This is a genomic window from Posidoniimonas polymericola, assembly GCF_007859935.1.
GTDB lineage: Bacteria > Planctomycetota > Planctomycetia > Pirellulales > Lacipirellulaceae > Posidoniimonas > Posidoniimonas polymericola.
Genome location: NZ_SJPO01000014.1, coordinates 1 through 23,566 on the forward strand (window position 1 = coordinate 1; position 23,566 = coordinate 23,566).

Annotated in this window: 19 protein-coding genes; 14 read left to right on the forward strand and 5 right to left on the reverse strand. The window is 66.4% G+C overall.

Annotation, left to right across the window (positions count from 1 at the left end; all coding sequences use genetic code 11):
- Positions 1–339: 339 nt before the first annotated feature.
- From Pla123a_RS22100 to Pla123a_RS22110, 3 genes are read right to left on the reverse strand one after another with little or no spacing between them, the layout of a single operon-like run.
- Complete coding sequence (locus tag Pla123a_RS22100) at positions 340–843, reverse strand: hypothetical protein (RefSeq protein ID WP_146591097.1); 504 nt, start codon at positions 841–843, stop codon at positions 340–342.
- Between the two features lie 21 nt (positions 844–864).
- On the reverse strand, positions 865–1,656 hold the full coding sequence (locus Pla123a_RS25405; RefSeq protein WP_146591099.1) for an RHS repeat-associated core domain-containing protein: 792 nt from the start codon (positions 1,654–1,656) through the stop codon (positions 865–867).
- A 31-nt stretch (positions 1,657–1,687) separates the two neighbouring features.
- Positions 1,688–3,022 carry a PQQ-like beta-propeller repeat protein gene (locus Pla123a_RS22110; protein WP_146591101.1) on the reverse strand — a complete coding sequence of 445 codons (1,335 nt, stop codon included), beginning with the start codon at positions 3,020–3,022 and terminating at the stop codon, positions 1,688–1,690.
- 148 nt (positions 3,023–3,170) lie between these two features.
- Between Pla123a_RS22110 and Pla123a_RS22115 the strand changes: the two genes are divergently transcribed.
- The 3 genes from Pla123a_RS22115 (at position 3,171) to Pla123a_RS22125 (ending at position 8,962) form a co-directional block, all read left to right on the forward strand.
- The gene (locus Pla123a_RS22115; RefSeq protein ID WP_197528195.1) at positions 3,171–4,901 is read left to right on the forward strand and encodes a M12 family metallo-peptidase; all 1,731 of its coding nucleotides are present in this window, start codon (positions 3,171–3,173) and stop codon (positions 4,899–4,901) included.
- A gap of 106 nt (positions 4,902–5,007) precedes the next feature.
- Positions 5,008–7,716 (forward strand): hypothetical protein, encoded by a 2,709-nt coding sequence (locus tag Pla123a_RS22120; RefSeq protein ID WP_146591105.1) that lies wholly within the window; start codon positions 5,008–5,010, stop codon positions 7,714–7,716.
- A gap of 49 nt (positions 7,717–7,765) precedes the next feature.
- Positions 7,766–8,962, forward strand: coding sequence for an endonuclease/exonuclease/phosphatase family protein (locus tag Pla123a_RS22125; protein WP_146591107.1), 1,197 nt, complete (start codon positions 7,766–7,768; stop codon positions 8,960–8,962).
- Between the two features lie 11 nt (positions 8,963–8,973).
- Here Pla123a_RS22125 and Pla123a_RS22130 read toward each other — a convergent pair whose 3' ends face one another.
- The gene (locus Pla123a_RS22130) at positions 8,974–10,071 is read right to left on the reverse strand and encodes a sugar kinase (RefSeq protein ID WP_146591109.1); all 1,098 of its coding nucleotides are present in this window, start codon (positions 10,069–10,071) and stop codon (positions 8,974–8,976) included.
- Positions 10,072–10,311: 240 nt separating this feature from the next.
- Here Pla123a_RS22130 and gnd point away from each other — a divergent pair, with 240 nt between their 5' ends.
- From gnd to Pla123a_RS22150, 4 genes are all read left to right on the forward strand, one after another.
- Positions 10,312–11,772 carry a decarboxylating NADP(+)-dependent phosphogluconate dehydrogenase gene (gnd, locus tag Pla123a_RS22135; protein ID WP_146591111.1) on the forward strand — a complete coding sequence of 487 codons (1,461 nt, stop codon included), beginning with the start codon at positions 10,312–10,314 and terminating at the stop codon, positions 11,770–11,772.
- A gap of 229 nt (positions 11,773–12,001) precedes the next feature.
- A complete protein-coding gene (locus Pla123a_RS22140) occupies positions 12,002–12,583 on the forward strand; it encodes a hypothetical protein (RefSeq protein WP_146591113.1) in 582 nt (193 codons plus the stop codon).
- 173 nt (positions 12,584–12,756) lie between these two features.
- A complete protein-coding gene (locus Pla123a_RS22145) occupies positions 12,757–13,872 on the forward strand; it encodes a hypothetical protein (RefSeq protein WP_146591115.1) in 1,116 nt (371 codons plus the stop codon).
- 8 nt (positions 13,873–13,880) lie between these two features.
- Positions 13,881–14,672: an Fpg/Nei family DNA glycosylase gene (locus Pla123a_RS22150; protein ID WP_146591117.1), complete on the forward strand. Its 792-nt coding sequence runs from the start codon at positions 13,881–13,883 to the stop codon at positions 14,670–14,672.
- Between the two features lie 17 nt (positions 14,673–14,689).
- On the opposite strand, the gene Pla123a_RS22155 is transcribed toward Pla123a_RS22150, so the two are convergent.
- A complete protein-coding gene (locus Pla123a_RS22155; RefSeq protein WP_146591119.1) occupies positions 14,690–15,241 on the reverse strand; it encodes a hypothetical protein in 552 nt (183 codons plus the stop codon).
- A gap of 482 nt (positions 15,242–15,723) precedes the next feature.
- On the opposite strand from Pla123a_RS22155, the gene Pla123a_RS22160 reads away from it, so the two are divergent.
- From Pla123a_RS22160 to rsmA, 7 genes are all read left to right on the forward strand, one after another.
- On the forward strand, positions 15,724–17,076 hold the full coding sequence (locus Pla123a_RS22160) for a sulfatase family protein (RefSeq protein ID WP_197528196.1): 1,353 nt from the start codon (positions 15,724–15,726) through the stop codon (positions 17,074–17,076).
- Positions 17,077–17,131: 55 nt separating this feature from the next.
- Positions 17,132–18,520: a sulfatase family protein gene (locus tag Pla123a_RS22165; protein WP_197528197.1), complete on the forward strand. Its 1,389-nt coding sequence runs from the start codon at positions 17,132–17,134 to the stop codon at positions 18,518–18,520.
- Between the two features lie 277 nt (positions 18,521–18,797).
- Positions 18,798–20,258, forward strand: a complete 1,461-nt coding sequence (gene zwf / locus Pla123a_RS22170; protein ID WP_146591123.1) for a glucose-6-phosphate dehydrogenase — start codon at positions 18,798–18,800, stop codon at positions 20,256–20,258.
- On the forward strand, positions 20,240–20,944 hold the full coding sequence (locus tag Pla123a_RS22175; RefSeq protein ID WP_197528198.1) for a phosphatidylserine decarboxylase: 705 nt from the start codon (positions 20,240–20,242) through the stop codon (positions 20,942–20,944). The genes zwf and Pla123a_RS22175 overlap by 19 nt, the downstream gene beginning before the upstream one ends.
- A 19-nt stretch (positions 20,945–20,963) precedes the next feature.
- The gene (locus Pla123a_RS25095; protein ID WP_146591127.1) at positions 20,964–21,707 is read left to right on the forward strand and encodes a CDP-alcohol phosphatidyltransferase family protein; all 744 of its coding nucleotides are present in this window, start codon (positions 20,964–20,966) and stop codon (positions 21,705–21,707) included.
- Between the two features lie 77 nt (positions 21,708–21,784).
- Complete coding sequence (locus Pla123a_RS25100) at positions 21,785–22,378, forward strand: riboflavin synthase (RefSeq protein WP_231956592.1); 594 nt, start codon at positions 21,785–21,787, stop codon at positions 22,376–22,378.
- A gap of 252 nt (positions 22,379–22,630) precedes the next feature.
- On the forward strand, positions 22,631–23,509 hold the full coding sequence (rsmA, locus tag Pla123a_RS22190) for a 16S rRNA (adenine(1518)-N(6)/adenine(1519)-N(6))-dimethyltransferase RsmA (protein WP_231956593.1): 879 nt from the start codon (positions 22,631–22,633) through the stop codon (positions 23,507–23,509).
- Positions 23,510–23,566: the final 57 nt, after the last annotated feature.

Sequence of the window (23,566 nt, forward strand, 5' to 3'; positions counted from 1 at the left end):
GTCCAGGGCGCAACCTCGACTAGATCGCCTCGCAGTGACGAATTGGCGTGCGCAAATCGCGTGCCGAACAGTATTGGACCCGTCCCCGTTTTTCGCCCGAGTGTTCGCCTAAACGTTGCCCCCGGTGCCTAGGTTCGTTCTGACCGAGTATTCGTTCAAACGTTGCCCCCGGTGCCTGGGTTCGATTGCAACGTCCAAACGTTGCTGCGTCTAAACGTTGCCCACGGTGCCTGGTTCCGCTGGGACTTCGGTCGCATTGCCTTGCCCGTGCTCTTCCTCCAATAACACGTGCTGGCGTTTGCCCAGCTTCACGGATTGGGTTTTCGGGAGGGACAGGATTCAAAAATTGGACTTCTGCCACACAAATATGCGACCGGTGTCATTCTCAACCAGAACCAGAAAGTGCTCCCCGTCAGCCCCACGAGTAGAAAGATCGAATCCGTCAGACAAGTAGTACTGTGTCTCTTCGCCTAGGTCAGGGGACCACCAACTTGGCTTAGAGCTATTATGAATCGCGGCAGTTAGAAATGAACTCGGCTTAGTTTGTGTCACTTCAAGGGCCGAGCAGACCTCAGCACTTCGCGTCGGATCAACAAGTTCGATCAGCCAGAAGAATTGTTGATCGGTGAAACCGCCGACCTTGTAAGCTTCCGTTCTTTGAACTGCCTTGTCCCCGAGTTTGTTCAAGACCTCCTTGATCGCGTACGGCCAATCGTCAACGGCGGTGACTTCGCGTGGCGAAAACACTCTCCAAGTAACCCAGACGCGATAGCTCCCGTACAGCAGAAGGCTTACTGCCAGCAACGCAACTAATAACAGCGATACTCGAATAATTATCTTCATGCAACTAGTAACCTGGCTGCTCTAGTGGCCCCACGAGTGCGGAGGCCGTGGACCAACTGGTCGCCCCGGAGGAGAAGGGCCTGTTGGCAGACCGCCAGGCCTCAATGGAGGTTGGCCAGGGCGTGCTGGTGTATCTATTGGTTCAAACCAATCAAGTTCTCCACTCTTGGCCTTTGCTTCACACTTGTCAAAGCATGAATCCACAGAATCCCAGTTTGACGAACTCTCAATCCCCTCATCATTGTTCCAAAGGTCCATGTCGCCATTGGCTCCCCCGAAGAAGTTTCCGTCCTCATGGGCTTGGCCCAACTCACGAGCTTGCTCTTTGGAGCATCCCCATTTGCTAGCAACGATACACATCCATGCACAGTGCTGAATCGCATTGTGAACCGCCGAATTGCCAGAGCCGCCACCATATCGCTCATTCATCTCATCGGCCACTTGCTCTCGGCTATCGGAAGCTTGGAAGCAACACGTAGTATTGCATTTACACCAATCCTTTTCCGGTTCGGAGACTCCTGGTGCACCGTCAATTTTGTCATTGATGATGTCATGTAAATCACCTGCGTCTATCGGAAGGCCAAGCCCCGGGGGCCTTTGCAATCCATGGCTGTCGGCATAAAGGACTGGATTTCCACCAACATACCCGTACAGGTTCATATCCCCCGCCGCATACCCAATCGGATCCCTGGACACCCACCTCCCCAGTTGCTGATGATAGAATCTCCTCCGATTCAACTGCAACCCGGTTTCCGTGTCGGTGCGTCTCCCGGTGTAGAGATGCTCGTTATTGATGTCCCTTCCCACGGCCACTCGCCGATACGTTGTGCGTCGCCGCTTGCCCCTACTCCGCCACGTCGTACACGTACATCGCCCCCTGGTCGCGGACGTACAGCCGGCCGTTGGCGACCACCGGGTGGGCCCAAGCCGGTTTGTCGGTGCGGTCGGGTTGCTGGAAGCGGCCCCGCTCGCGGTACTCGTCGCGGCTCGGCTCGATGAGGACTAGTTCGCCCCCCTCGCCGCGGAGGTACAGGCGGCCGTCGGCGTAGGCGAGGCCCCCTTTGGGCGCTTCGCGTTCGCGCCAGATGACGTCGCCGGTGGCGAAGTCGAGGGCCGACAAGAAGCCGCCGCCGTTGCCGCCGTTCGCGCCGTACAAGACGCCGTCGAGCACGATCATGCCGCCGTGGTGGTTCTGCATCTTCGACGTGAAGTAGACCTCCTCGGCCGTGACGCCGCCGTCGGCGTCCCTGCTGAGCCGCACCGCGCCGCCGCCGTTGCCGTACGCCGACGAGGCGAAGACCAGGCCGTCTTGGTAGATCGGCGTCGAGCAGTTGATCCGCATCCGGTTGGCGGGCCGCTGGTACTGCCACAGCAGCTGGCCGTCGGCCGACACGCCCACCAGCGACGTGGCCGTCATCTGCACGTACTGCCGCTGGCCCTCGAAGTCGATCGCGATAACCGACGAGTACGCGGCGCCCGACTCCGGGATGCGCGGCCGGCGCCCACCGGACTCACCCTCCTCGGCGTTGTCATCCCTGGCGTCCGGGTCGGCGCAGGTCCAGAGGGTCGCGCCGGTCTGCTTGTCGAGCGCGACCATCATCGCGTCACGGCCACCGGGCGTGCAGATTAGCTTGTCGCCGTCGACCAGCGGCGACTCGCGGAAGCTCCAGGCCGGCACCGCACCGCCGAACTCTTCGTGCATGTCGCGCTGCCACACGATGTCGCCGCCCGCGGTCTCGAGGCAGCTGACAACGCCGCCCATGCCGATGGCGTAGACCCGGTCGCCGTCGACGGTGGGCGTGCCGCCGGGGCCCTCCTTGGACTGCGGGAAGCTCTGGTCAAACGCCGGGCCAAGCCGCGCGGTCCAGAGCTCGCTGCCGTCGGACTCCGAGAGCGCCCAGACGATCTCGTCGCCGTCGCGGGCGCTCATGCCGTACACCACTCCGCCCGCGATGGCCGGCGCGCTGTCGCCGCCGCCTAGGTCGGTCGCCTTCCAGGCGAGCGGTGGACCCCCGTCGGGCCACTGCGGCAGCAGCCCCTGCTCTGCCGATTTGGCGTCGCGATCGGGGCCCTGCCACTGGGGCCAATCGTTAGCGAGGGCCGGCGTGGCGACCGCGGCCGCTGCGGCGAGTAAACCAAACCACGCAAGCCGAGCGGGAAATCTCGTAAGAAACTTCATAAAATGGGTTCCTGGCAGGCGTCGCCCCGCCCAAAGGCGGCGTTCCGACGTAGGTAGTTTGAGGGGACCGCTTGGCGGGGCAGATCACGCCTCGCCGGCTTCAAGACAACCTTAGCCGATTTGGACGGCCGGCTCTACAATGAACGCTATGCCTACTGCCAAGCTCGTGCTGATTCTCGCCTCGATGATGGCGGTGCGTCCTGCCGCGGCCGACGTGGTCGTCATCGCCAACCGCACCCGCGAGACCACGCCGGTCACCATCAAGCCAACCGAGGGCAAGCCGTACCAGTTGCACCTGACCAGTGGGCAGGTGATGCCGCTGTTCAGCGACTCGCCGCTGTACGCCAGCTACGCCACCAACACGGGCGAGAACGGCTTCCGGCTCGAGGCCAACTCGGCCTACTACTTCGGCGAGACGCCCCAGGGTCCGCAGCTGCACCTGATCGGACTGGGGGGCGAGGGGGAGTCGCACGCCCGCCCCCTGCCCGGCGGCGGCGTCACCACGCCCGCCGGTCGGATCGACGTGAAGATCTGCGTCGACGAGGAGGAGCCGCTCCGCAAGTCGCTGTGGACGCAGAAGCTCCGCAAGCGGGTCGACATGGCGTCGCTGATCATGCTGAGCCACTCCGGCATGACATTCCGCGTCGTCGCCACCGAGACCTGGAACTCCGACAACAGCACCAAGGACTTCACGAAGTCGCTCAAGGAGCTCGAGACCGAGGTCCCCAAGATCGGCGACACGCTGGTGATCGGCTTCACCAGCCAGTACCAGGTGGTCCGCGGCCGGATCCACCTGGGCGGCACGCGCGGGCCGCTCAGCTCGCACATCCTGCTCCGCGAGTGGTCGCAGCACGTGTCGGAGCGTGAGCGTCTGGAGCTCTTGGTGCACGAGCTGGGCCACTACCTCGGCGCCACCCACAGCCCCGAGCCCGACAGCGTGATGCGGCCCGTGCTGGGCGACCGGCAGAGCCGCCAAGCGGGCTTCGGCATCCAGTTCGACCCCATCAACACGCTGCTCATGTCGATGGTGGGCGAGGAGGTCCGACGCAACAACGCCAAGGCGTTCGGCGACCTCTCCGAGCCGACGCTCAAGCGGCTCAACCAGATCTACACGGCGCTCTCCAAGACCCTGCCGAACGACACCTCGTCTGCCCAGTTCGCCGCCCGCACCCGGACCGCCCGCGGCGGCTCGCTCGGGGAACAGACCAAGCTGGTCGTGCGGTCGGTAACCGAGAGCGGCCGCGTGAACCAGAGCCTGCCCGAGGGCGCCCGGGCAACCGGCGACGAGCTGACCGAGCTGCTCGTCCGGGGCGCGGCGTCCGACGCCGCGCCGCTCAAGGACCGGGCCGCCAAGCCGCTGCTGATCGGCCTCGGCATCGCGCTCGACGAGACGGTCGTCCTCCGCAGCCTGCCGGCGACCGGCGGCGTGGTCCGCGAGGCCGACCCGCCCGGCGCGCTCTCCAAGCGGGCCCCGCTGGTTCGCGGCGCGACCCTGTGCGGCCGCGCCGACCTGCTGAAGCACTTCTTCGTCTCGGCCGCGCTGACCGCCGCGTCCGACGCGCAGCAGGCGTACGCGGTGGGCGTCGCCAAGGAGGTGCTCGACTCCCACCGCGCCAGCGGCTTCAGCTTTGTCGACCTGGCCGCCGACCGCGCCGGCATCCGCTTCGCCCGGGCGGTGCTGTCGGGCGAGCTGAAGCCGGTCGACATCGCCAACGACTTCAACTGCTACGCCTTCCTGCCCCCGTACAAGGACCTGCCGGAGGGCCTAACCGCGGCCGAGTTCCAGCAGCAATACGGCAGCACGGGCGACGCCCGGTACCTCGAGCTGATCGCCGAGATCGACGAGCGGATCGAGCAACTCACCGGGTACGACCGGTGAGTAAGCGCTGGCTGCTATCGCGTTGGACCGCAACGGGTGGCTACAATGGCGTGAGCCCCGCGAGTGGCGAGCGGGGACTCTCCTCACACCCGGACACGGCTGGACCATGCGTGCCCTCCTGCTTGCAGCCGTCGCCTTGAGCCTGACGTGGCCGGCGCACGCGCAGACGGTCATCAACGTCCCGCCCGATCCGGCGCCAAACGAGGCCAACTCGGGCGAGACCCTCTACCTGGCGGACGGCGGGTCCTTGCCCGGCGGTTTCGCGGCTCACACGGGGAGCATTGTGAGCGTCAGTGGCGGCGCCGTTGCCGACGGATTCATCGCAGATGAAGGAAGCGTTGTGCTGGTGTCGGGCGGCAGGATCGGTTCGTTCCAGGCCAACGATGGCAGCTCGGTCACCCTGGCGGGCGGCTCGTACGGGGACTTTGCGTTCCGGACATCTGAGTCGAGTAGCGTCTCGTTCTGGGGGGGCGAGTTCCGCCTCAACGGCGAACTGATCCCCGGCCTCGACGCGGCGGACACGTCGGCCACGATCGAGGTTCCTTTCGATGCGGCGTTCAGCGGCACGCTGGCCGACGGCACGCCGTTCGCATTCACCACGCAGGAATCCGGCTCCCGGCTCGACGGCGTCTACACGCTGCAGTCGCTCGCGCCGCCTGCGGTCGGGCCCGCCGTGATTACTGCGTCGACCGACCCGGTCCCGCTCGGGATCCGCGCTGGGCAGACGCTGATCTTGGACTCCGGCGCGACGATCCCCGACGACTTCAACGCCGGCTGGGGGAGCACGGTTGAGATCCACGAGGGGGGCGTCGTGGGGCACAACCTCGAGGCGACCGGCGCGGTGATCAACATGGCCGGCGGCCAGAGCCAGGGCGACCTCGAGGTGTTCTACGGCGGCGTGCTCAACATGTCCGGCGGCACGCTGACGCCAAGCAACGATATCTTTTCCGGCGGCACGGCCAACCTCTCCGGCGGCAGTGTGCCACTCATCTACGGGTGGGCCGATTCGCAGATCAACGCCACGGGCGCAGCCGCGGTCGGAACGGTGCGGCTGCTGCCGGGCGCCTCGATCTTGGTTGATGACGACGCCGACGTCGTGCGCCTCGAGGCGTACGACATCGGGCCCCGCAACTATCAGCTCAGCTTCCCCAATGGCGTCACCTCAACCTGGCGGGTCGCCGGCGGACGGGTCGGCAATCAGATTCTCAGCCTCAAAGCAGGCGTGACGCTCGACGTGAGCGGCGGCGAGGTGCGAGCGGTCGAGGCGCCGCGCGACACGCGGCTCGAGATGTCCGGCGGGTCGGCGTCGTCCGTCACTATCGGTTCGGGGGGCGTCGCGTCGCTCTCGGGCGGCGTGATCGGCGGGCTGGTGAAGGTCAACAGCGGCGGGGTGCTGCACGCATCGGGCGGATCAGCGACCTCTAGCGTCGAGGTGTGGGGCGGCGCCAAGGCAGAAATCTCCGGGGGGCAATTCGGCCCGCTGTACGCCTACTTCAACAGCCGCGTCTCCGTTTCCGGCGGGGAATTCCACGGCGGCATTTTTGTAAGCTCGGGCGCTGCGGTTGAGATCGCCAACGCCACCATCGACTGGCAGCTCCGCGCCGATCCCGGCAGCACGCTGACGGTGGTCGACTGCGATATCAGCGGCAGCGCCGACGTCACGGGCACGCAGATTTCGCTCCACGGCCAGTCGATCGGCGAGGCGTTCGGCGGTGAAGGCACGCAGCTGCGGATGTGGCGGGGGAGTCTCGGACGAAATGCGTTGCTATCCAAAGGTTCGGTCGCCGAACTGCACGACGTAACGGTAGCCGACGACCTCTACGTCGCTGACTCTCAGTTCCATATGACCGGCGGCTCGATCGGCGACCGCGCGCGTGTGGACAGGAGCGACCTTTTCCTAACAAACTCGAACGTAGGCGAGATGTTCCGCCACACGTCTGGAACCGTGCAAGTCCACGGCGGAACTTTCGGCGCCCGTGCCCTGTTTCAGAACATACAATCGGGCGCCATCACTGGTGCGACATTCGCCGAAGCCGCGGCACTCCTCGGCCCGCTTACGATCTCCGGGAGCCGCTTCGGCGACAACCTTGCGATCGAAGCTGGTTCAATTATCGTCGACCCCGGGGCCGCGATCGGGAACTCAGGACGTGTCCTGTCCGGCGGGCAGGCGATCGTGACCGGAGGAACAATTGGCAACCGGTTTATAGTGTCAGCCTCGCGCGTAAGCATGACGAGCGGCTCGATCAGTGATCAGCTCGGCCTCTACTTTAGCAGCGAAGCAACCGTGTCTGGTGGAATGCTAGGTGCGAACACGCTAGTCGACCGTTCGACCTTGCACCTGATTGGCTCCGACTTCCAGCTGGACGGAGTTCCAATCCTGGGCCTTTCCCCCGGCGTGCGGACCACGCTGGCCGAGCGAAACCTGACGCTCACCGCCACGCTTGCCGATGGCACGCCGTTCGACTTCGTGCTCGACACGTCGAGCACTGGGCCGGCCGACCGGATACTCGGCAGCGCCATCGTCACCCTCACCCTTTTCGAGGGCGTCCTCGGCGACTACAACGCCGACGGCCGGGTCGACGCGGCTGACTACGCTGTGTGGCGGGACTCCCTCGGCCAGGCGGTCACCTACGGCGAGGGCGCCGACCACGACTTCTCGGGCGTCGTTGACCAGGGCGACTACTACGTGTGGCGGAACCACTTCGGCGGCGCCCTTAACGACGCCGGGGCGCCCGTGCCGGAGGCCGCAAACTTGGGGCTGGCTGCCCTGGGCGGGGTGCTGGCCGGCCGCCGCCGCTGGCGGAAGATCTGCTAGACTGGGAGGCCCGCCTCTCGTCCCAGCCACCGCCCGCCGATTGACCGCTATGCGAACCGCCCCCTGCTGGACCGCCCTCGTCGTCCTTGCGCTACTCCTGCTGCCCTGCCCTGCCTCGGCTGCCGACACTGCCGGCGCGGACTCGGTGCGGGTCGCGACCTACAACATCTCGTTCTACCGCCGCGCCGCGGGGGAGCTCGAGGAAGAACTCCGCGGCGGTGACTCGGCGCAGGCCAAGCAGATCGCTGAGGTGATCCAGCGGGTGCGGCCCGACGTGATCCTGCTCAACGAGGTCGACTACACGGCCGACGGCGGCGTGGTCAACGCGTTCCGCGATCTCTACCTTAGCGAGCCGCAGAACGGCCAGCAGCCGATCGACTACCCGCACGTGTTCTTTGCGCCGGTCAACACGGGCGAGCCGACCGAGTTCGATCTCGACCGCGACGGCCGCACCGGCGGGCCGGCCGACTGCTTCGGCTACGGCCGCTACCCAGGCCAATACGGCATGGCGGTGCTGTCGCGGCTGCCCATCGACCGGCAGAACTGCCGCACCTTCCAGAACCTGCTGTGGCGCGACCTGCAAGGCGCCAAGCTGCCCGTCGATCCGACAACCGGCAAGCCCTTCTACACGGACGAGGAAATGGCCCAGCTTCGGCTCTCGTCCAAGAGTCACTGGGACGTGCCGGTCACGCTTCCGGGCGGCAAGTCACTGCACCTGATCTGCTCCCACCCCACGCCGCCGTCGTTCGATGGGCCCGAAGACCGCAACGGCTGCCGCAACTACGACGAGATCCGGCTGATCGCCGATTACGCACGGGCCGAGCCGCCGGCCTACCTGGTCGACGACGCCGGACGCCGCGGGGGAATGCCGGGCGGAGCGTCGTTCGTGGTGCTGGGCGACCTCAACGCCGACCCGCACGACGCCGGGGCCGAGGAACTGTACGCGATCGGCCAGCTGCTCGAGCACCCGCGGATCAACGCCGACCACCCGCCGACGAGCGAGGGCGCGGTAGCCTCGAGCAAGGCGATTGCGAACCTCAACAGTGAACAGCAAGGCCCGGCCGAGCAGGACACGGCCAACTTCAGCGGCGACCACTTCACCAACCTGCGGGTCGACTACGTGCTGCCGTCGCGCGACCTGAAGGTGGTCGACACCGGCGTGTTCTGGCCCCTGCCCGGCGAGCCGGGCGCCGCGGCGGTCAAAGCGACCGACCACCGGCTGGTGTGGATGGATATGCAGCCTTAATTGAGTAGGCCCTACCGCTGCACGCGGGCGGAGCCGCCTTCGGCGAGTGCCTCGACTTCGGCCAGGCACGCCTGCGAGACGTCGCCCGGGTAGGTCGTGAGCAGCGCGCCGTGGGCCCAGCCGAGGCGCAGGGCCTGCTCCGGCTCTTGGCCGCTGAGCATGCCGTAGATCAGGCCCGAGGCGAAGCCGTCGCCGCCGCCGATGCGGTCGATTACGTCGAGCTCCATGGTGGGGCAGGTGTACTTCTCGCCCTCGAGCCACAGCACGGCCGACCAGCTGTGGCGGCTGGTGGAGTGCACCTCGCGCAGCGTGGTGGCGACCATCTTGATGTTGGGGTACTCGGCCTTGACCTGCTCGATCATGCCGAAGAACGCGTTGGGGTCGAGCTTGCCCTTCTTCTCAACATCCTGGCCCTTGAGGCCGAGGCCCTTCTGCAGGTCCTCCTCGTTGCCGATCAGCACGTCCAGGTGTTTGGCGATCTCGCGGTTCATCTCGATGCCGTGCTCCTCGCCGCCGGGCAGGGTCTTCCAGAGCTTGGCGCGGTAGTTGAGGTCAAACGAGGCGATTGCGCCCGACTCCTTGGCCTTGGTCACGCCCTCGACGATCAGGTCGGAGGTCTGCTCGCCGAGCGCGGCGTAGATGCCGCCGGAGTGGAACCAGCGGACGCCGCCCCCCTTGGACTTGTCGAATACCTCGTCCCAATCGATGTCGCCCGGCTTGAGCATCGCCGCGGCCTCGTTGGCGCGGTTGTAGAACACCACCGGCGCCCGGGCGCCGTGGCCGCGGTCGCTGTAGACCGTGGCCATGTTGGGACCGCGTACGCCGTCGTGCTGGAAGTGCTTGTAGAACGGCCGCACGCCCATCTGCCGGACCTGGGTCTGGATTAGCTCGCCGACACCGTTGTCGACCATCGCGGTGACGATGCCGGTCTTGAGGCCGAAGCAGCTCGCCAGGTTGGCCGCGCAGTTGTACTCGCCGCCCGACACGTGCACGGAGAAGTTGGTCGCCTTGCGGAACGGGGTGATACCCGGGTCGAGCCGGTGGACCAGCGCCCCCAGCGAGACAAAATCGAGTTCACAATCGTCGGTGCGGACAGACAAGCCAGACATACGCGCAGCCACCTTTTCTTTCGCGGGCCAGGGTCGGGTAGTTCGAGCCGCTCATTATCCCCAGCGGAAGCCGCGACCAAAAGGGGCGGCGGCGATTCTGCATCGGAAGCTCCCCGATTTGCGCTCTCGAGCCGCCCCGCCCTGCCCCGCTCGCCGGCCGCCATATTGACCACCGGCCCCATCCGGCAGAAGATCGGGGGCAAGACGGCCTTCCCCCTGTTCCTTCCGAAAGGACCCACCGTGTCTGAGCTTTGCGATTTCGGCCTGATTGGCCTCGCCGTGATGGGCGAAAACCTGGCCCTGAATGTCGAGAGCCGCGGCTACAAGGTGGCCGTCTACAACCGCACAACCAGCGTCACCGACGACTTCATCGCCGGCCGCGCCGCGGGCAAACAGTTTGTCGGCTGCCACACGCTGGAGGACCTGGTTAAGAACCTGGCCCGGCCCCGCAAGGTGATGATGATGGTCAAGGCCGGCCCGGCGGTGGACGCCGTGATCGACTCGCTCAAGCCGCTCCTGGAGCCGGGCGACATCATCATCGACGGCGGCAACACCTACTACGCCGACACCGAGCGGCGCACCAAGGAGGTCGAGGCCGCCGGCTTCCTGTACTCCGGCACCGGCGTCAGTGGCGGCGAGGAGGGCGCGCTGAAGGGCCCCAGCATGATGCCGGGCGGCTCGCCCGACAGCTGGCCGCACCTCAAGCCGATCTTCCAGGCGATCGCCGCCAAGGTAGGCCCCAACAACGACATCCCGTGCTGCGAGTGGGTCGGCCCCCGCGGCGCCGGGCACTACGTGAAGATGGTGCACAACGGCATCGAGTACGGCGACATGCAGCTCATCTGCGAGGCCTACTCGATGCTCAAGGAGGGCCTCGGCCTCTCCAACGACGAGCTGTACGACGTGTTCGCCGAATGGAACAAGGGCGACCTCGACAGCTACTTGATCGAGATCACCCGCGACATCTTCAGCGTCAAGGACGCCGCCAGTTCCTCAGAGAACGGGGGCCAGTTCATGGTCGACCTGGTGCTCGACCGCGCCGGCGCCAAGGGGACCGGCAAGTGGATGAGCCAGCTGGCGCTCGACCTGGGCGTGCCCAGCACGCTGGTCACCGAGGCGGTCTACGCCCGCGGCCTGTCGGCCCGCAAGGACGAGCGCGTGAAGGCCAGCAAGGTGCTCAAGGGCCCTTCGCCCAAGTACGACGGCGACAAGAAGCAGTTCATCGAGCAGGTCCGCCAGGCGCTGTACGCCTCGAAGATCGTCAGCTACGCGCAGGGCTTTGTGCAGCTGCAGGCGGCCGCCGCCGAGCACGACTGGCCGCTCAACTACGGCGACTGCGCCATGCTGTGGCGGGGCGGGTGCATCATCCGCGCCGTGTTCCTCGACCGCATCAAGGAGGCGTTCGACAAGGAGCCGAACCTCGAGAACCTGCTGCTCAACTCGTACTTCGCGGGCGCGGTCGACCAGTGCCAGGACGCATGGCGGCACGTGGTGTCGCAGGCCGCCCTGCTGGGCATCCCGGTGCCGGCGTTCTACACCGCCCTGGCCTACTACGACGGCTTCCGCCGCGAGACCCTGCCGGCCAACCTGCTGCAGAGCCAGCGCGACTACTTCGGCGCCCACACCTACGAGCGCGTCGACAAGCCGCGGGGCGAGATGTTTCACACCGAGTGGTTGGATCTGCGGAAGGAGCCTTCGTAGGGATTCTAATCACGGAGTCACCCAGGGCGCCGGAGAATAGCCGACGGATTACATCCGTCGGAGGCTCCGCCCGACGAACTAGATACGAGAACGCCCGGCTCTGCAGCCTGCAGAGCCGGGCGTTTTTTCATTGCTGACAACAGCCCAGAGCATTACCCTGGCCACTTGGCAAACGCTAGCGCGGGCCTGCCACCAGTCCGCGGGCACGCAACAGACGGGTACTACCGCTATGTTCTTCGACTCCAATGCACTGTTACACGTCTTCGTAGGGGGCACCGCATTCGAGCTCAACCGAACCGAGTCTCGGTTCGCGTCCAGCTACTTGGGCGGGCCGCCTGATCTGCAAGAGCTGACCAGGGAGGATGGCGGCGACACCCCGTTACACCACATCGCAACGCTCTCCTGCGATGAGTTCGATTGCTCCTACCGTGGGCGACTCCCACTGCTGCATGGTATGACCTATCAAGGCAGCCTGCTGGAGTACGAGGTTGCAGAATCAGGACACGTGGTCAGAACCACCTATCTCTCGCCAAACGAGAGTGATCCTGAGTGGCCCTACCCCGGCTATCCGGCGCTTTTGCCCTATCTGCAACTAGAAGTTTGGAAGAAGAGGATCTGCACGTGGGAAGAGTTTGCCAACGAGTTCATAAACGCCCCCAACGAACCGCCAGCTGATTTAACTGTCATGATGCCGCCGCCAATGCACATTGGCTTTTCGCTGTGGGGACGTCACGGCGACACTTACCCCGTACAACTTTGCTTTGGGCTGAATTTCACTACTATGAAGGTAGAGGTAACTAGCTGGTGCTAGTGCTGTTAAATGCATCGAGAAATCGCGGCTGGCTGCACCTACCAAGACCTGCAAGTTCAATGTCCGAAGGCCACGTCATCCATCGCATCGCCCGCGACCACGAATAAGAGTTCGCCGCGCAGAAGCATGCGTTTCTCGCTACTTTCTACCGAAATCGGACTGAGCCCAGGCCAATGAGCACTCGTATCTCAGCCTTTCTGTTGGCCCTCACGTCCATTATCCTGCTGGCGACTCGCGCGACCGCCGAGCCAACCTCCGTCGAACTCGACGGGCAGCTCTACGGGGCCCAGGCGGACGACGTTGGTCCGATCGGCGGCGGCGAGGGCTACACGCGGATTGTCAGGTCGGGCGATCGCACGGCGGCGACGCTCGACGAGCTGCTGGCGGCCCTTGATGACTCGAAGGCGGGCGACGTCGTGTTCGTCCCCGGTGACGCCGAGATTGACCTCACCGCGCGGATCTTTATCGACAAGCTCGTGCTCAAGGTCCCGGCCGGCGTCACACTAGCGAGCGACCGCGGGGCCGAACGGGCCGACGGCGGCGTCTCGCCCGGCGCGCTGCTGACCAGCGACGCGCTCGACACGCCGGTCGTGATCCAGCCGCAGGGGCCGGGCGTGCGGGTCAGTGGCATCCGGCTGCGGGGGCCGAACACGAAGCGGTACCTCGACCACCACACGCGCGCCCGCGAGCAATTCGGCAAGGACTACCGCCAGTACTACTACAAGTTCCCGACCTCCGACGGCATCGTCACCAGGCAGGACCGGCTGGAAGTCGACAACTGCGAGATCAGCGGCTTCGCCCACGCCGGCGTGCACCTGCGGGCGGGGGTCGACCACCACGTGCACCACTCGTTCATTCACCACTGCCAGTACCAGGGCCTCGGCTACGGCGTGTGCCACGACCGGGCGAGCAGCACGATTGAGCGGTGCCTGTTCGACTGGAACCGCCACTCGATCGCCGGGACCGGCCGGCCGTCGTGCGGCTATGCCGCGCGGCACAACGTCGAACTGGGCGAGTCGCTCAGCCACTGCTTCGACATGCACGGCGGCCGCGACCGCGGCGACGGCACCAACACGGCCGGCACGCGGATCGAAATTGCCCACAACACCTTCCGCGCTACGCGCCTGCCAATCAAGGTCCGCGGCGTGCCGGAAGAGACCTGCGACGTTCACCACAACTGGTTCGTGCGGCACGACTCGCCGGAAGAAGCAGTGTCGGCCGACGAGCGGACCGACGTGCACGACAACGCGTACGGCGAACCGGCTGGCCGCGCGGCGGCAGGCGGCTAGAATCCCGCATGCCCGAAGGCCACGTCATCCACCGCATCGCCCGCGACCACGCCAAGGAGTTCGCCGGGCAGAAGCTGATTGTGCTGTCGCCGCAGGGGCGGTTCGCGGAGGGCGCCGAGGTGCTCAGCGGCCGCAAGCTGCAGACCGTCGACGCGTACGGCAAGCACCTGTTCTACCGCTTCGGCGGCGGCAAGCGGCTGCACGTGCACCTCGGGCTGTACGGCAAGTTCCGCGACCACCCTGCCCCGCCCCCCGAGCCGGTCGGCCAGGTCCGCGTGCGGGCGATCGGCGAGCGGCGGGCGTTCGACCTCAACGGCCCGAATGCCTGCCACTTGGTGACCAAGCAGGAGGCGGACGCCATCCTCGACCGGCTCGGCCCCGACCCGCTGCGGGACGACGCCGACCCCGATCGGGCGTGGGAGCGGATCGGCCGCAGCCGGGCCGCCATCGGCACGCTGCTGATGAACCAGGAGGTGATCGCCGGCGTGGGGAACATCTACCGCAGCGAGGTGCTGCACCTGATGCGTGTTCATCCGGAAACTCCAGGCCGCGACCTCTCCGGCGAGCAGTTCGACCAGATGTGGGAGCACCTGACCGAGCTGATGGAGATCGGCTTGAAGTACAAGCGGATCATCATCGCCGACCCAGCACAGGTCGGCAAACCGCGCAGCCGCATGAACCGCAGCGAGCGGCTGCTAGTCTACAAGCACGACCGCTGCACGACCTGCCAGGCGAAGGTCCGTTCATGGCAACTGGCCGCGCGGACGATGTATGCGTGCCCGAAATGCCAGAAGCGGTAGTGTTGGAATCCGCGAAACTAGCCAAAGCGGCGGCGGCCAGAGGAGACTCCGAGCGGCGCCAGCAGCACCAAGCAAGCCAGGCTGAGCGCGTCGGGCGTCGGCACTACCCGCACGGGCAGGCCGCCGGCGACCGTTGTGGCATTGAGGCCGTCCAGGATGAGCCCGCGCCCGTTTGAACGCAGCTGGAAGGCGCCCGCACCGCCGACGATTGGTTCGACCCAGATCTCGGTTTGGAGTCGATCGTCGAAGCCCGTTCCCAACGGCGGGTAGAGGCTCAGCGTGGGCACGCCGTCCTGATTCCAATCCCACGGGTCGCACGCGTTGAACGGCGGGGTGTCTATGCACAAGCCACTATCGCAAGACTCGAACGGCAATGCCGACGCAGTCCGCCCGAACGTGAGACCCACGGGGTCGTGGTAGAGGTAGTCGGACAGCGGGCTCCCCTCGGCCCCACCGGCCACAGGCCCTTCAGTGACCGATCGGGCAATCACGACTTCGAACGAGGAGATGAACGGGCCCCCGGTCTCGGGATACGTGACGGCGAATTCGCCCTCCAAGCTGGCGGACATGCGGAACCCGCTCAGTCCTGCGGTGTAGATAAAACCTAGCTCATCGGTCGGCACGAACTGATACCGCTCAACCCGCTGGGCGCTAGCGGGCGTTACTGCCAGGCAAACCCAACCGAGGAGAGCGGCAGCGCTCCACCGCGAGAAACGTTGGCGGCTGCACATCTGAGGATTCCTAGCGACACGGGACCCGGGTTAAAAACAATCGCCCGCTAGACGGCTCGAAGCCGGCCGCAGCGACACGGATTGCTACCATAAAGAGGCCGGAATTCGCGCAGATTGCCACGCAGATCCTAGAGAAATCGGTCATTAAACCTATGGCATGCGTCGTGACACCGGACCTGAAAGGGTGGCTCGCTCGGACATTGCCCCCCACTCCTCGAACTCTTCCATTTCAAGATCTCTTACTTATGCACACGCTCACACGAATGCTGAAGCCTGCAAACTGTACCCTCATTCTGGGTCTGCTGCTAATGAGCGACGCAATGGCAGCCGAGCCACCGCGGCCGAACATCGTCGTGTTCATCACCGACGACCAGAGCCAGCTCGACTGCACGGCCTACGGAGCCACGGACCTCCGCACGCCGAACATGCAGCGGCTGGCCGCCAGCGGGATGACGTTCGATCGGGCGTACGTGGCGTCACCGAGCTGCGCGCCGAGCCGCGCGGCGCTGCTCACCGGGCTGATGCCGGCCCGCAACGGCGCCGAGCCGAACCACAGCCGGCCCCGCAAAGAGATCAAGAAGTGGCCCGCCTACTTCCAGGAGCTCGGCTACGAGGTCGTGGCGTTCGGCAAGGTCTCGCACTACAAGCAGGCCGAGCTGTACGGCTTCGACCAGCACGCCGCCGGCAAGTTCATGGCCAAGGGCAACATGAAGGCGGCCAAGGAGTACCTGAACTCCTACACGGGCGAAAAACCCGTTGTGTTCATGTTCGGCACCCACCAGCCGCACGTGCCGTGGCCTCAGCCGCGGGGCTACAACGGCGACGAGGTTGAGCTTCCTGCGACCCACGTCGACACGCCGACGACCCGCAAGTTCCGCTCGCAGTACTACACCTCGGTCACCAAGGCCGACCAGATGCTCGGCACAGTCTACGACCTGGCCCGTGAGAAGCTCGGACCGGAGACAATGTTCGTCTTCACTAGCGACCACGGCGCCCAATGGCCGTTCGGCAAGTGGAACCTGTACGAGGAGGGGACCCGCGTGCCAATGATCGTGTCGTGGCCCGGGCGGGTCGAGGCTGGCGCCCGCACGGACGCGATGGTGAGCTGGATCGATCTGCTGCCGACGCTGGTCGAGTTGGCCGGCGGCGAGGCGCCCGCCGCGCCCGACCAGATCGACGGCCGCTCGTTCGCCGGCGTGCTGCGTGGCGAGGACGACAAGCACCGCGAGCAGATCTACACCACGCACTCCGGCGACGGCAACTTCAATGTCTACCCGATCCGCGCGGTGTGCGACGTCCGCTGGAAGTACCTCCACAACCTGCACCCCGAGTTCAAGTACCAGACCCATATCACCAAGGCGGGCAACGTCGACGGCGCTGGCTACTGGGTCACCTGGGTTGAGGCCGCGCGGCACGACCAGCGGGCCGCGGAGGTCGTCAACCGATATTTGCAGCGGCCGGGCGACGAGCTGTACGACCTCGAGTCCGACCCGCTAGAGCAGCACAACCTGGCGGCCGACCCGGCGCACGCCGAGCGGCTCGAGCAGATGCGGGCCAACCTTGAGGCCTGGATGCAGGCGCAGGGTGATCAGCGCATACTGTACGGCGATCCGGTGCTGCTGGAGAACCTGCCCGCCGCCGCCGCGCCCAGCCGTGCCCCGCTCGTGCGGTAGCCAATCGGTGACGCTCGACCTCGACCCGACTTCCGATCTTGGAGCGATGACCGCAATGCGTCTGCTTGTTCGACTGACCGTGGTGCTGCTCGCCGGCCTGAATGCCTCTGCGGCCGTGGCCGATGAGAAGCCGACGCGGCCCAACATCGTGGTGTTCATCACCGACGACCAGAGCCGCCTCGACTGCACAGCCTACGGTTCGACCGACGTGCGGACGCCTAACATGGCGAAGCTGGCGCAGCAGGGGATGACGTTCGACCGCGCGTTTGTCGCCTCGCCGAGCTGCGCTCCGAGCCGCGCGGCGCTGCTCACTGGCCTGATGCCGGCCCGCAACGGCGCCGAGCCGAACCACAGTCGGCCGCGGAAAGAGATCAAGAAACGGCCCGCCTACTTCCAGGAGCTCGGCTACGAGGTCGTGGCGTTCGGCAAGGTCGCGCACTACAACCAGGCCAAGCTGTACGGCTTCGACCAGGAGGCGGCGGGCAAGTTCCAGTCGAAGGGCAACATGGAGGCCGCCCGCAAGTACCTCGACGAGTACACGGGGGACAAGCCGGTCTGCCTGCTGTTCGGCACCCACCAGCCGCACGGCCCCTGGCCCGCCAACAAGGGCTACGACCCCGACGCGATCGGCCTGCGTCCGACGCACGTCGACACCGAGAAGACCCGGAAGATGCGTTCGCGGTACTACACCTCGGTGACCGAGGCCGACCGCCGGCTGGGCGTGATCTACGAGCTGGTCCAAGCGAAGCTCGGCCCCGAGACGATGTTCGTCTTCACCAGCGACCACGGCGCGCAGTGGCCGTTCGGCAAGTGGAACCTGTACGACGAGGGGACCCGCGTGCCGATGATCGTGTCGTGGCCTGGGCGCGTTGAGGCCAATACGCGGACGGACGCGATGGTGAGCTGGATCGACCTGCTGCCGACGCTCTTGGAGCTGGCCGGCGGCGAGCCCCCGGCGGCGCCCACGCAGATCGACGGCCGCTCGTTCGCCGGCGTGCTGACGGGCGAGCAGGACACGCACCGCGACGAGATCTTCACCACCCACTCCGGCGACGGCAACCACAACGTGTTCCCGATCCGCGCGGTGCGAGACAGGCGATGGAAGTACATCCTGAATCTGCACCCCGAGTTCGTGTACGAGTCGCACGTCATCAACGCGGCCCGCCAGCGGGGCGACCGTGGCTACTGGCAGAGCTGGGTCGACGCCGCCGAGCACGACAAGCACGCCCGCTGGGTGGTCGACCACTACCAGCACCGGGTCGCAGAGGAGCTGTACGACCTCGAGGAAGACCCGCACGAGCAGGAGAATCTAGCTGCCGACCCTGACCAGTCGCAGCGGGTGCGGGAGATGCGTCAGCGGCTTGAGGAGTGGATGGCCGAGCAGGGGGATCAGCAGAAGGTCTACGGCGAGCCTAAACTGCGGCAGGAGCCGGCGCAGGGCTAGGAGGCCAGGCTGCTAGCGTGGGGCGTGCGAGTGGCCGGGTTGGGGTCCGGGAGCGGGGGCCTGCCCAGCGGGGATTGCACCGACGCCCCCTTGCGTCTGCGGTCGGCAGGCAAAAAACTCTGCTGTTGCCACGCCGGCGGTTGCGTTAAAACTCTGCAGGTGTAGGCTTCCCGTATCACTGCCGCAACCGGCCCGCCCCGCCGGCATCCCTGCCCCGCGGGGATGATCCGCCGCTAGGAGGGTTGTGGCCCGCCCCCTTGCCCCTCGCCCCGCACGCATGCCCCACACGTTTGTCATTTTTGGCGCCTCGGGCGACCTCACCAGCCGCAAGCTGATCCCGGCCCTGTACAACCTGCGCCGCAAGGGTCGGCTGCCGGAGGACACCAAGGTGGTCGGCGTGAGCCGCACGGCGTTCAGCCACGACGAGTGGCGGGCCAGCCTGGCGGAGTCGACCGAGAAGTTCGCCGGCGAGAACTTCGACGCCGAGCTGTGGTCGAAGTTCGCCGAGAACGTCTTCTACCAGCCGGGCGACGTCGCCAACGCCGAGGACTTCACCAAGCTCGACGCGTTCCTCAAGGAGCTCGAGAACGGCGACGAGGCGACCCGCGTCTACTACCTGTCGATGGCGCCGCGGTTCTACGGCCCGACGGTCGAGCAGCTCGGCAAGGCCGGCATGGCCGGCGACACCGACGACTGCAGCCGCCGGGTGGTGATCGAGAAGCCGTTCGGCACCGACCTGGCGACCGCCCAGGAACTCAACAAGGTCGTGCACCGCTCGTTCGACGAGAAGCAGGTGTACCGCATCGACCACTACCTGGGCAAAGAGACTGTCCAGAACCTGATGGTCCTGCGGTTCGCGAACGCGATCTTCGAGCCGATCTGGAACCGCAACTTTATCGACCACGTGCAGATCACCGTGGCCGAGGAGGTCGAGGTCGGCAAGCGGGCCGGCTACTACGACTCGGCCGGCGTAGTGCGGGACATGATCCAGAACCACCTGCTGCAGCTGCTGATGATCACTGCCATGGAGGCTCCCGTCCGTTACGCGGCCGACCCGGTGCGGGACGAGAAGGTGAAGGTGCTGCAGGCGGTCAAACCAATGCAGGGCGACGACTTCCGCCGCGACACGTTCCGCGGCCAGTACCGCGGCTACACCGGCCACGAAGGGGTCGACGCCCGCAGCCGCACCGCCACGTTCGCCGCGCTCAAGCTGTGCATCCACAACTGGCGCTGGCAGGGGGTGCCGTTCTACCTGCGGAGCGGCAAGGCGATGAGCTGCCGCACCACGCAGATCGTCATCCAGTTCCGCCAGCCGCCCCACATGCTGTTCAACGACGGCCCCCGCGGCATCACCGACGCCAACCGGCTCGTGATCCAGGTGCAGCCCAACGAGGGCATCCAGCTCCACTTCCAGACCAAGGTCCCCGACGCCGGCATGAAGATGCGGCAGACCGACCTCGACTTCAACTACCAGCGGGAATTCCGCGGGCGCTCCATGCCCGAGGCCTACGAGCGGCTGCTGCTGGACGCACTGGAGGGCGACGCCAGCCTGTTCGCCCGGGCCGACGAGGTCGAGGCCGCGTGGAAGATCTGCGACCCAATCTTACAGGCATGGCAATCAGGCGATAAACCGACGCTCTACATGTACGACCCGGGCTTTTGGGGCCCGGAGGAGTGCAGTGAATGGATGAGCGCACAGGGAAGAAACTGGTTCGACATATGTCCAGTGTTGCACTGATGAGCGCGCCGCAGACGCACTCCCTCCCGGACGGCTACCGGATTCAACTCGCCCCGTGGGGCAAGCGAGAACTGCTGTTGTACGGCGCGCCGCTGCTGGCCGCGACCGTGCTGACCGCCGTGTTCGCCGGCCCGTGGGCGCCGCTGGCGTTCGTGCCTGGGGCCCTCTTGCTGATGCTGCTGTGGTTCTTCCGCGACCCGCCCCGGGCGATCCCGCTGGAAGAGGGCGCGTATGTCGCGCCGGCCGACGGCCGTGTGACCGACATCACCCCCCTCGACGAGTACCACTACCTCGGCGGCCCGGCCAAGCGGATCGGGATCTTCTTGTCGGTGTTCGACGTGCACGTCAACCGCGTGCCGGCCGAGGCCCGCGTCGTTGACACCCACTACGCCGAGGGCGCCCGGCACGACGCCCGGACCCCCGAGGCGACCGACCACAACGAGAGCCAGTGGGTCGGCTGGGAGGAGCCGTGCGGCGTCCGCTTCGCGGTGCGGCAGGTCTCCGGCGCGGTGGCGCGGCGGATCGTCTGCCCGCTCTCGCCGGGCGACGCCTACCAGCGTGGCCAGCGGTTCGGCATGATCAAGTTTGGTTCGCGGACCGAGCTGATTGTGCCCGAGTGGGTGGAGGTCACCGTGCAGGTCGGCGACCGGGTGCACGGCGGCTCGAGCATCCTCGCGAAACGTTAGCCCCCACGATCCCCACGCGATGCCAACGCGTAACCACGCCTACCTGCTGCCGTCGCTGCTCACGCTGGGCAACCTGCTGTCCGGCTTCCTGGCGATCGTCGTGCTGTCGGGCGCCGGCGTGGAGAACCCGGCACTGACCGCCGCGGGGCTGATCCTGCTGGCCGCGCTGCTGGACGGGTTCGACGGGCTGGCGGCGCGGCGGCTGGGGGTCGCCTCGGAATTCGGCGGTCGGCTCGACAGCCTGGCGGACGTGGTTTCGTTTGGGGCCGCGCCCGCCCTGCTGGTGTGCGAGCTGAGCCGCCCCGCCGGCCGGCTGGCGTGGGGCGCCGCGGCATGGCTGCTCTCTGCCACCGCACTACGGCTCGCCCGCTACGACGCCAGCGGCGACCCTCCGGGCCGTTTCGAGGGGCTCCCCTGCCCCGCCGCCGGGGCGACCATCGCCGCGGCAGTGATCGCCCTTGCGGGGACCAAGGGCGGCTCGCAGCCGTACCTCCTGCCCGCCCTGGCGCTCGGCTTGGGGGTGCTGATGGTGAGCCAGATCGCTTACCCCCGGCTCCGGGTCACGAGCCGACCCCGCGAGTTCGGGTTCGTCGCGGCGGTGCTGCTGACCGTAGCGGTCGGCGTGTCCCTTGGGGGCTACGCCCCGCTGGTGATCTGTGTTCTATTCATAGGTTCGCCCCTTTACCCAACCAGCGTTCCCGATTGGCGTCTCCAGCGGCGTTCACTGGGGCGCCTGCTGTTCTCACGCCGTCGGGACGGCTGAGCGACAGTTACCCCGGCCCCGCGCGTCCCCGGCACTCGTGCCCCCGGCGCCCGGAGGGCCTCATCGGACCTGCTGCTGTGTTTACCGGTTTAGTACGTGGCCTGGCCGAAGTGATCGCCGTCACCCCCGACGGCCCCGGCGTGACCATCACGATCGACCGCCAGGGACTCGAGGGCGACTCCGACATCGGCGCGAGCATCGCCCTGAACGGCTGCTGCCTGACGGTGGTCGCCAACTACGACGACCGGATCGACTTCCAGGCCGGCGAGGAGACCCTCTCCCGCACCAACCTTGGCCAACTCGAGCCAGGCTGCCGCGTGAACGTCGAGCCCTCGCTGCGGGCCGGCGACCCGATCGGCGGCCACTACGTCACCGGGCACATCGACGGCCTGGGAACGGTCGACCAGCGCGACGACGACGCGGAGTGGTCGAAGTTCTACTTCCGCGTCCCCGCCTCCCTTACCCGGCAGATGGCGACCAAGGGCTCGGTCGCCGTGGACGGCGTCAGCCTGACGCTGGTCGACGTCGAGGACGAGCGGTTCAGCGTCGCGTTAATCCCGCACACGCTGCAGGCGACTACGCTCGGCGGCCGCCAGGTGGGCGACCGCGTCAACCTCGAGACCGACGTCCTCGCCAAGTACGTCGAGCGTCAGCTGGTGCAGAAATCATGAAACGTTCGCAACGACCGCCAAGCGGTCGCGAAAACCTCCCTCCCCGGCAGGGAGAGGGATTGAGGGAGGGGGTTGCCCCGCCTTGTGGCGCCAACGAGGCGTTCGCCATCCCCCTACCTAACCACGCACCTTCAAACACTCACCAGCGCTAACCCCCTCCCCTAGACCCTCCACAGGCCGGGGACGGGAATTCAGCTGCCCCGATCCGATCATTTTTCTATGGCCAACCCGCGTCAAACAAAATCGTTCCTGATGAAGCGCCTCGGCGAGATCGGCATCGCGCCGGCGTCGCGGCACGGCCAGAACTTCCTGATCGACCTCAACCTGGTCCAGCTGATCGTCAACTCGGCCGACATCGGCCCGCAAGATGTGGTGCTCGAAATCGGCACCGGCACCGGTTCGCTGACAACGCTGATGGCGCCCAAGGCGGGCCGCATCGTGACGGTCGAGATCGACGGCAACCTGTTCGAGCTGGCCAGCGAGCAGCTGATCGATTTCCCCAACGTGCGGATGCTGCAGACCGACGCCCTGAAGAACAAGAACACGTTCTCGCCGGTCGTGATGGACGCGGTCGGGCAGGCGCTGTCCGAGGTGCCGGGCGGCCGGCTGAAGCTAGTGGCGAACCTGCCGTACAACGTCGCGACGCCGATCCTGTCGAACCTGCTGTTGTGCGAGCACACGCCGCACATGATGGTCGCCACGATCCAAAAAGAGCTGGGCGACCGTATCGTGGCCCAGCCCTGGAGCAAGGACTACGGCGCGTTGAGTGTCTGGATGCAGGCCCAGGCGCAGACCGAGGTGGTCCGTGAGATGCCCCCCAAAGTCTTCTGGCCGGCGCCCAAGGTCACGTCGGCCATCGTGCGGGTCACGGTCGATCCCGAGCGGCGGGCGGCAATCCCCGACCTCAAGTACTTCCACCAGTTTATCAAGTCGCTGTTCCTGCACCGCCGCAAGTTCCTGCGGGCGAACGTCGTGGCCGCGATGAAGCAGCACCTTAGCAAGGAGCAGGTTGACCAGGTGATGACGGAGATGCAGTTCGGCCCCGACGCCCGCACCGAGCAGATCGACATCCCCACCCTGCTCCGCTTCACCGAGCTGGTCCGCGCGATGGCGCCCGACTGGAAGCTGTAGCGGTGGCCGCGTGATGCTTGCCCAGCCTCTGCCCGCCACGTTATGCTACGGGCATTG

Excerpts from the sequence above, each read along its gene's own strand:
- Pla123a_RS22100 (WP_146591097.1), bottom strand. The coding sequence starts at position 843 with ATGAAGATAATTATTCGAGTATCGCTGTTATTAGTTGCGTTGCTGGCA.
- Pla123a_RS22110 (WP_146591101.1), bottom strand. The coding sequence starts at position 3,022 with ATGAAGTTTCTTACGAGATTTCCCGCTCGGCTTGCGTGGTTTGGTTTA.
- Pla123a_RS22115 (WP_197528195.1), top strand. The coding sequence starts at position 3,171 with ATGCCTACTGCCAAGCTCGTGCTGATTCTCGCCTCGATGATGGCGGTG.
- Pla123a_RS22120 (WP_146591105.1), top strand. The coding sequence starts at position 5,008 with ATGCGTGCCCTCCTGCTTGCAGCCGTCGCCTTGAGCCTGACGTGGCCG.
- Pla123a_RS22125 (WP_146591107.1), top strand. The coding sequence starts at position 7,766 with ATGCGAACCGCCCCCTGCTGGACCGCCCTCGTCGTCCTTGCGCTACTC.
- Pla123a_RS22130 (WP_146591109.1), bottom strand. The coding sequence starts at position 10,071 with ATGTCTGGCTTGTCTGTCCGCACCGACGATTGTGAACTCGATTTTGTC.
- Pla123a_RS22140 (WP_146591113.1), top strand. The coding sequence starts at position 12,002 with ATGTTCTTCGACTCCAATGCACTGTTACACGTCTTCGTAGGGGGCACC.
- Pla123a_RS22145 (WP_146591115.1), top strand. The coding sequence starts at position 12,757 with ATGAGCACTCGTATCTCAGCCTTTCTGTTGGCCCTCACGTCCATTATC.
- Pla123a_RS22150 (WP_146591117.1), top strand. The coding sequence starts at position 13,881 with ATGCCCGAAGGCCACGTCATCCACCGCATCGCCCGCGACCACGCCAAG.
- Pla123a_RS22155 (WP_146591119.1), bottom strand. The coding sequence starts at position 15,241 with ATGTCCGCCAGCTTGGAGGGCGAATTCGCCGTCACGTATCCCGAGACC.
- Pla123a_RS22160 (WP_197528196.1), top strand. The coding sequence starts at position 15,724 with ATGGCAGCCGAGCCACCGCGGCCGAACATCGTCGTGTTCATCACCGAC.
- Pla123a_RS22165 (WP_197528197.1), top strand. The coding sequence starts at position 17,132 with ATGCGTCTGCTTGTTCGACTGACCGTGGTGCTGCTCGCCGGCCTGAAT.
- zwf (WP_146591123.1), top strand. The coding sequence starts at position 18,798 with ATGCCCCACACGTTTGTCATTTTTGGCGCCTCGGGCGACCTCACCAGC.
- Pla123a_RS22175 (WP_197528198.1), top strand. The coding sequence starts at position 20,240 with ATGTCCAGTGTTGCACTGATGAGCGCGCCGCAGACGCACTCCCTCCCG.
- Pla123a_RS25095 (WP_146591127.1), top strand. The coding sequence starts at position 20,964 with ATGCCAACGCGTAACCACGCCTACCTGCTGCCGTCGCTGCTCACGCTG.
- rsmA (WP_231956593.1), top strand. The coding sequence starts at position 22,631 with ATGAAGCGCCTCGGCGAGATCGGCATCGCGCCGGCGTCGCGGCACGGC.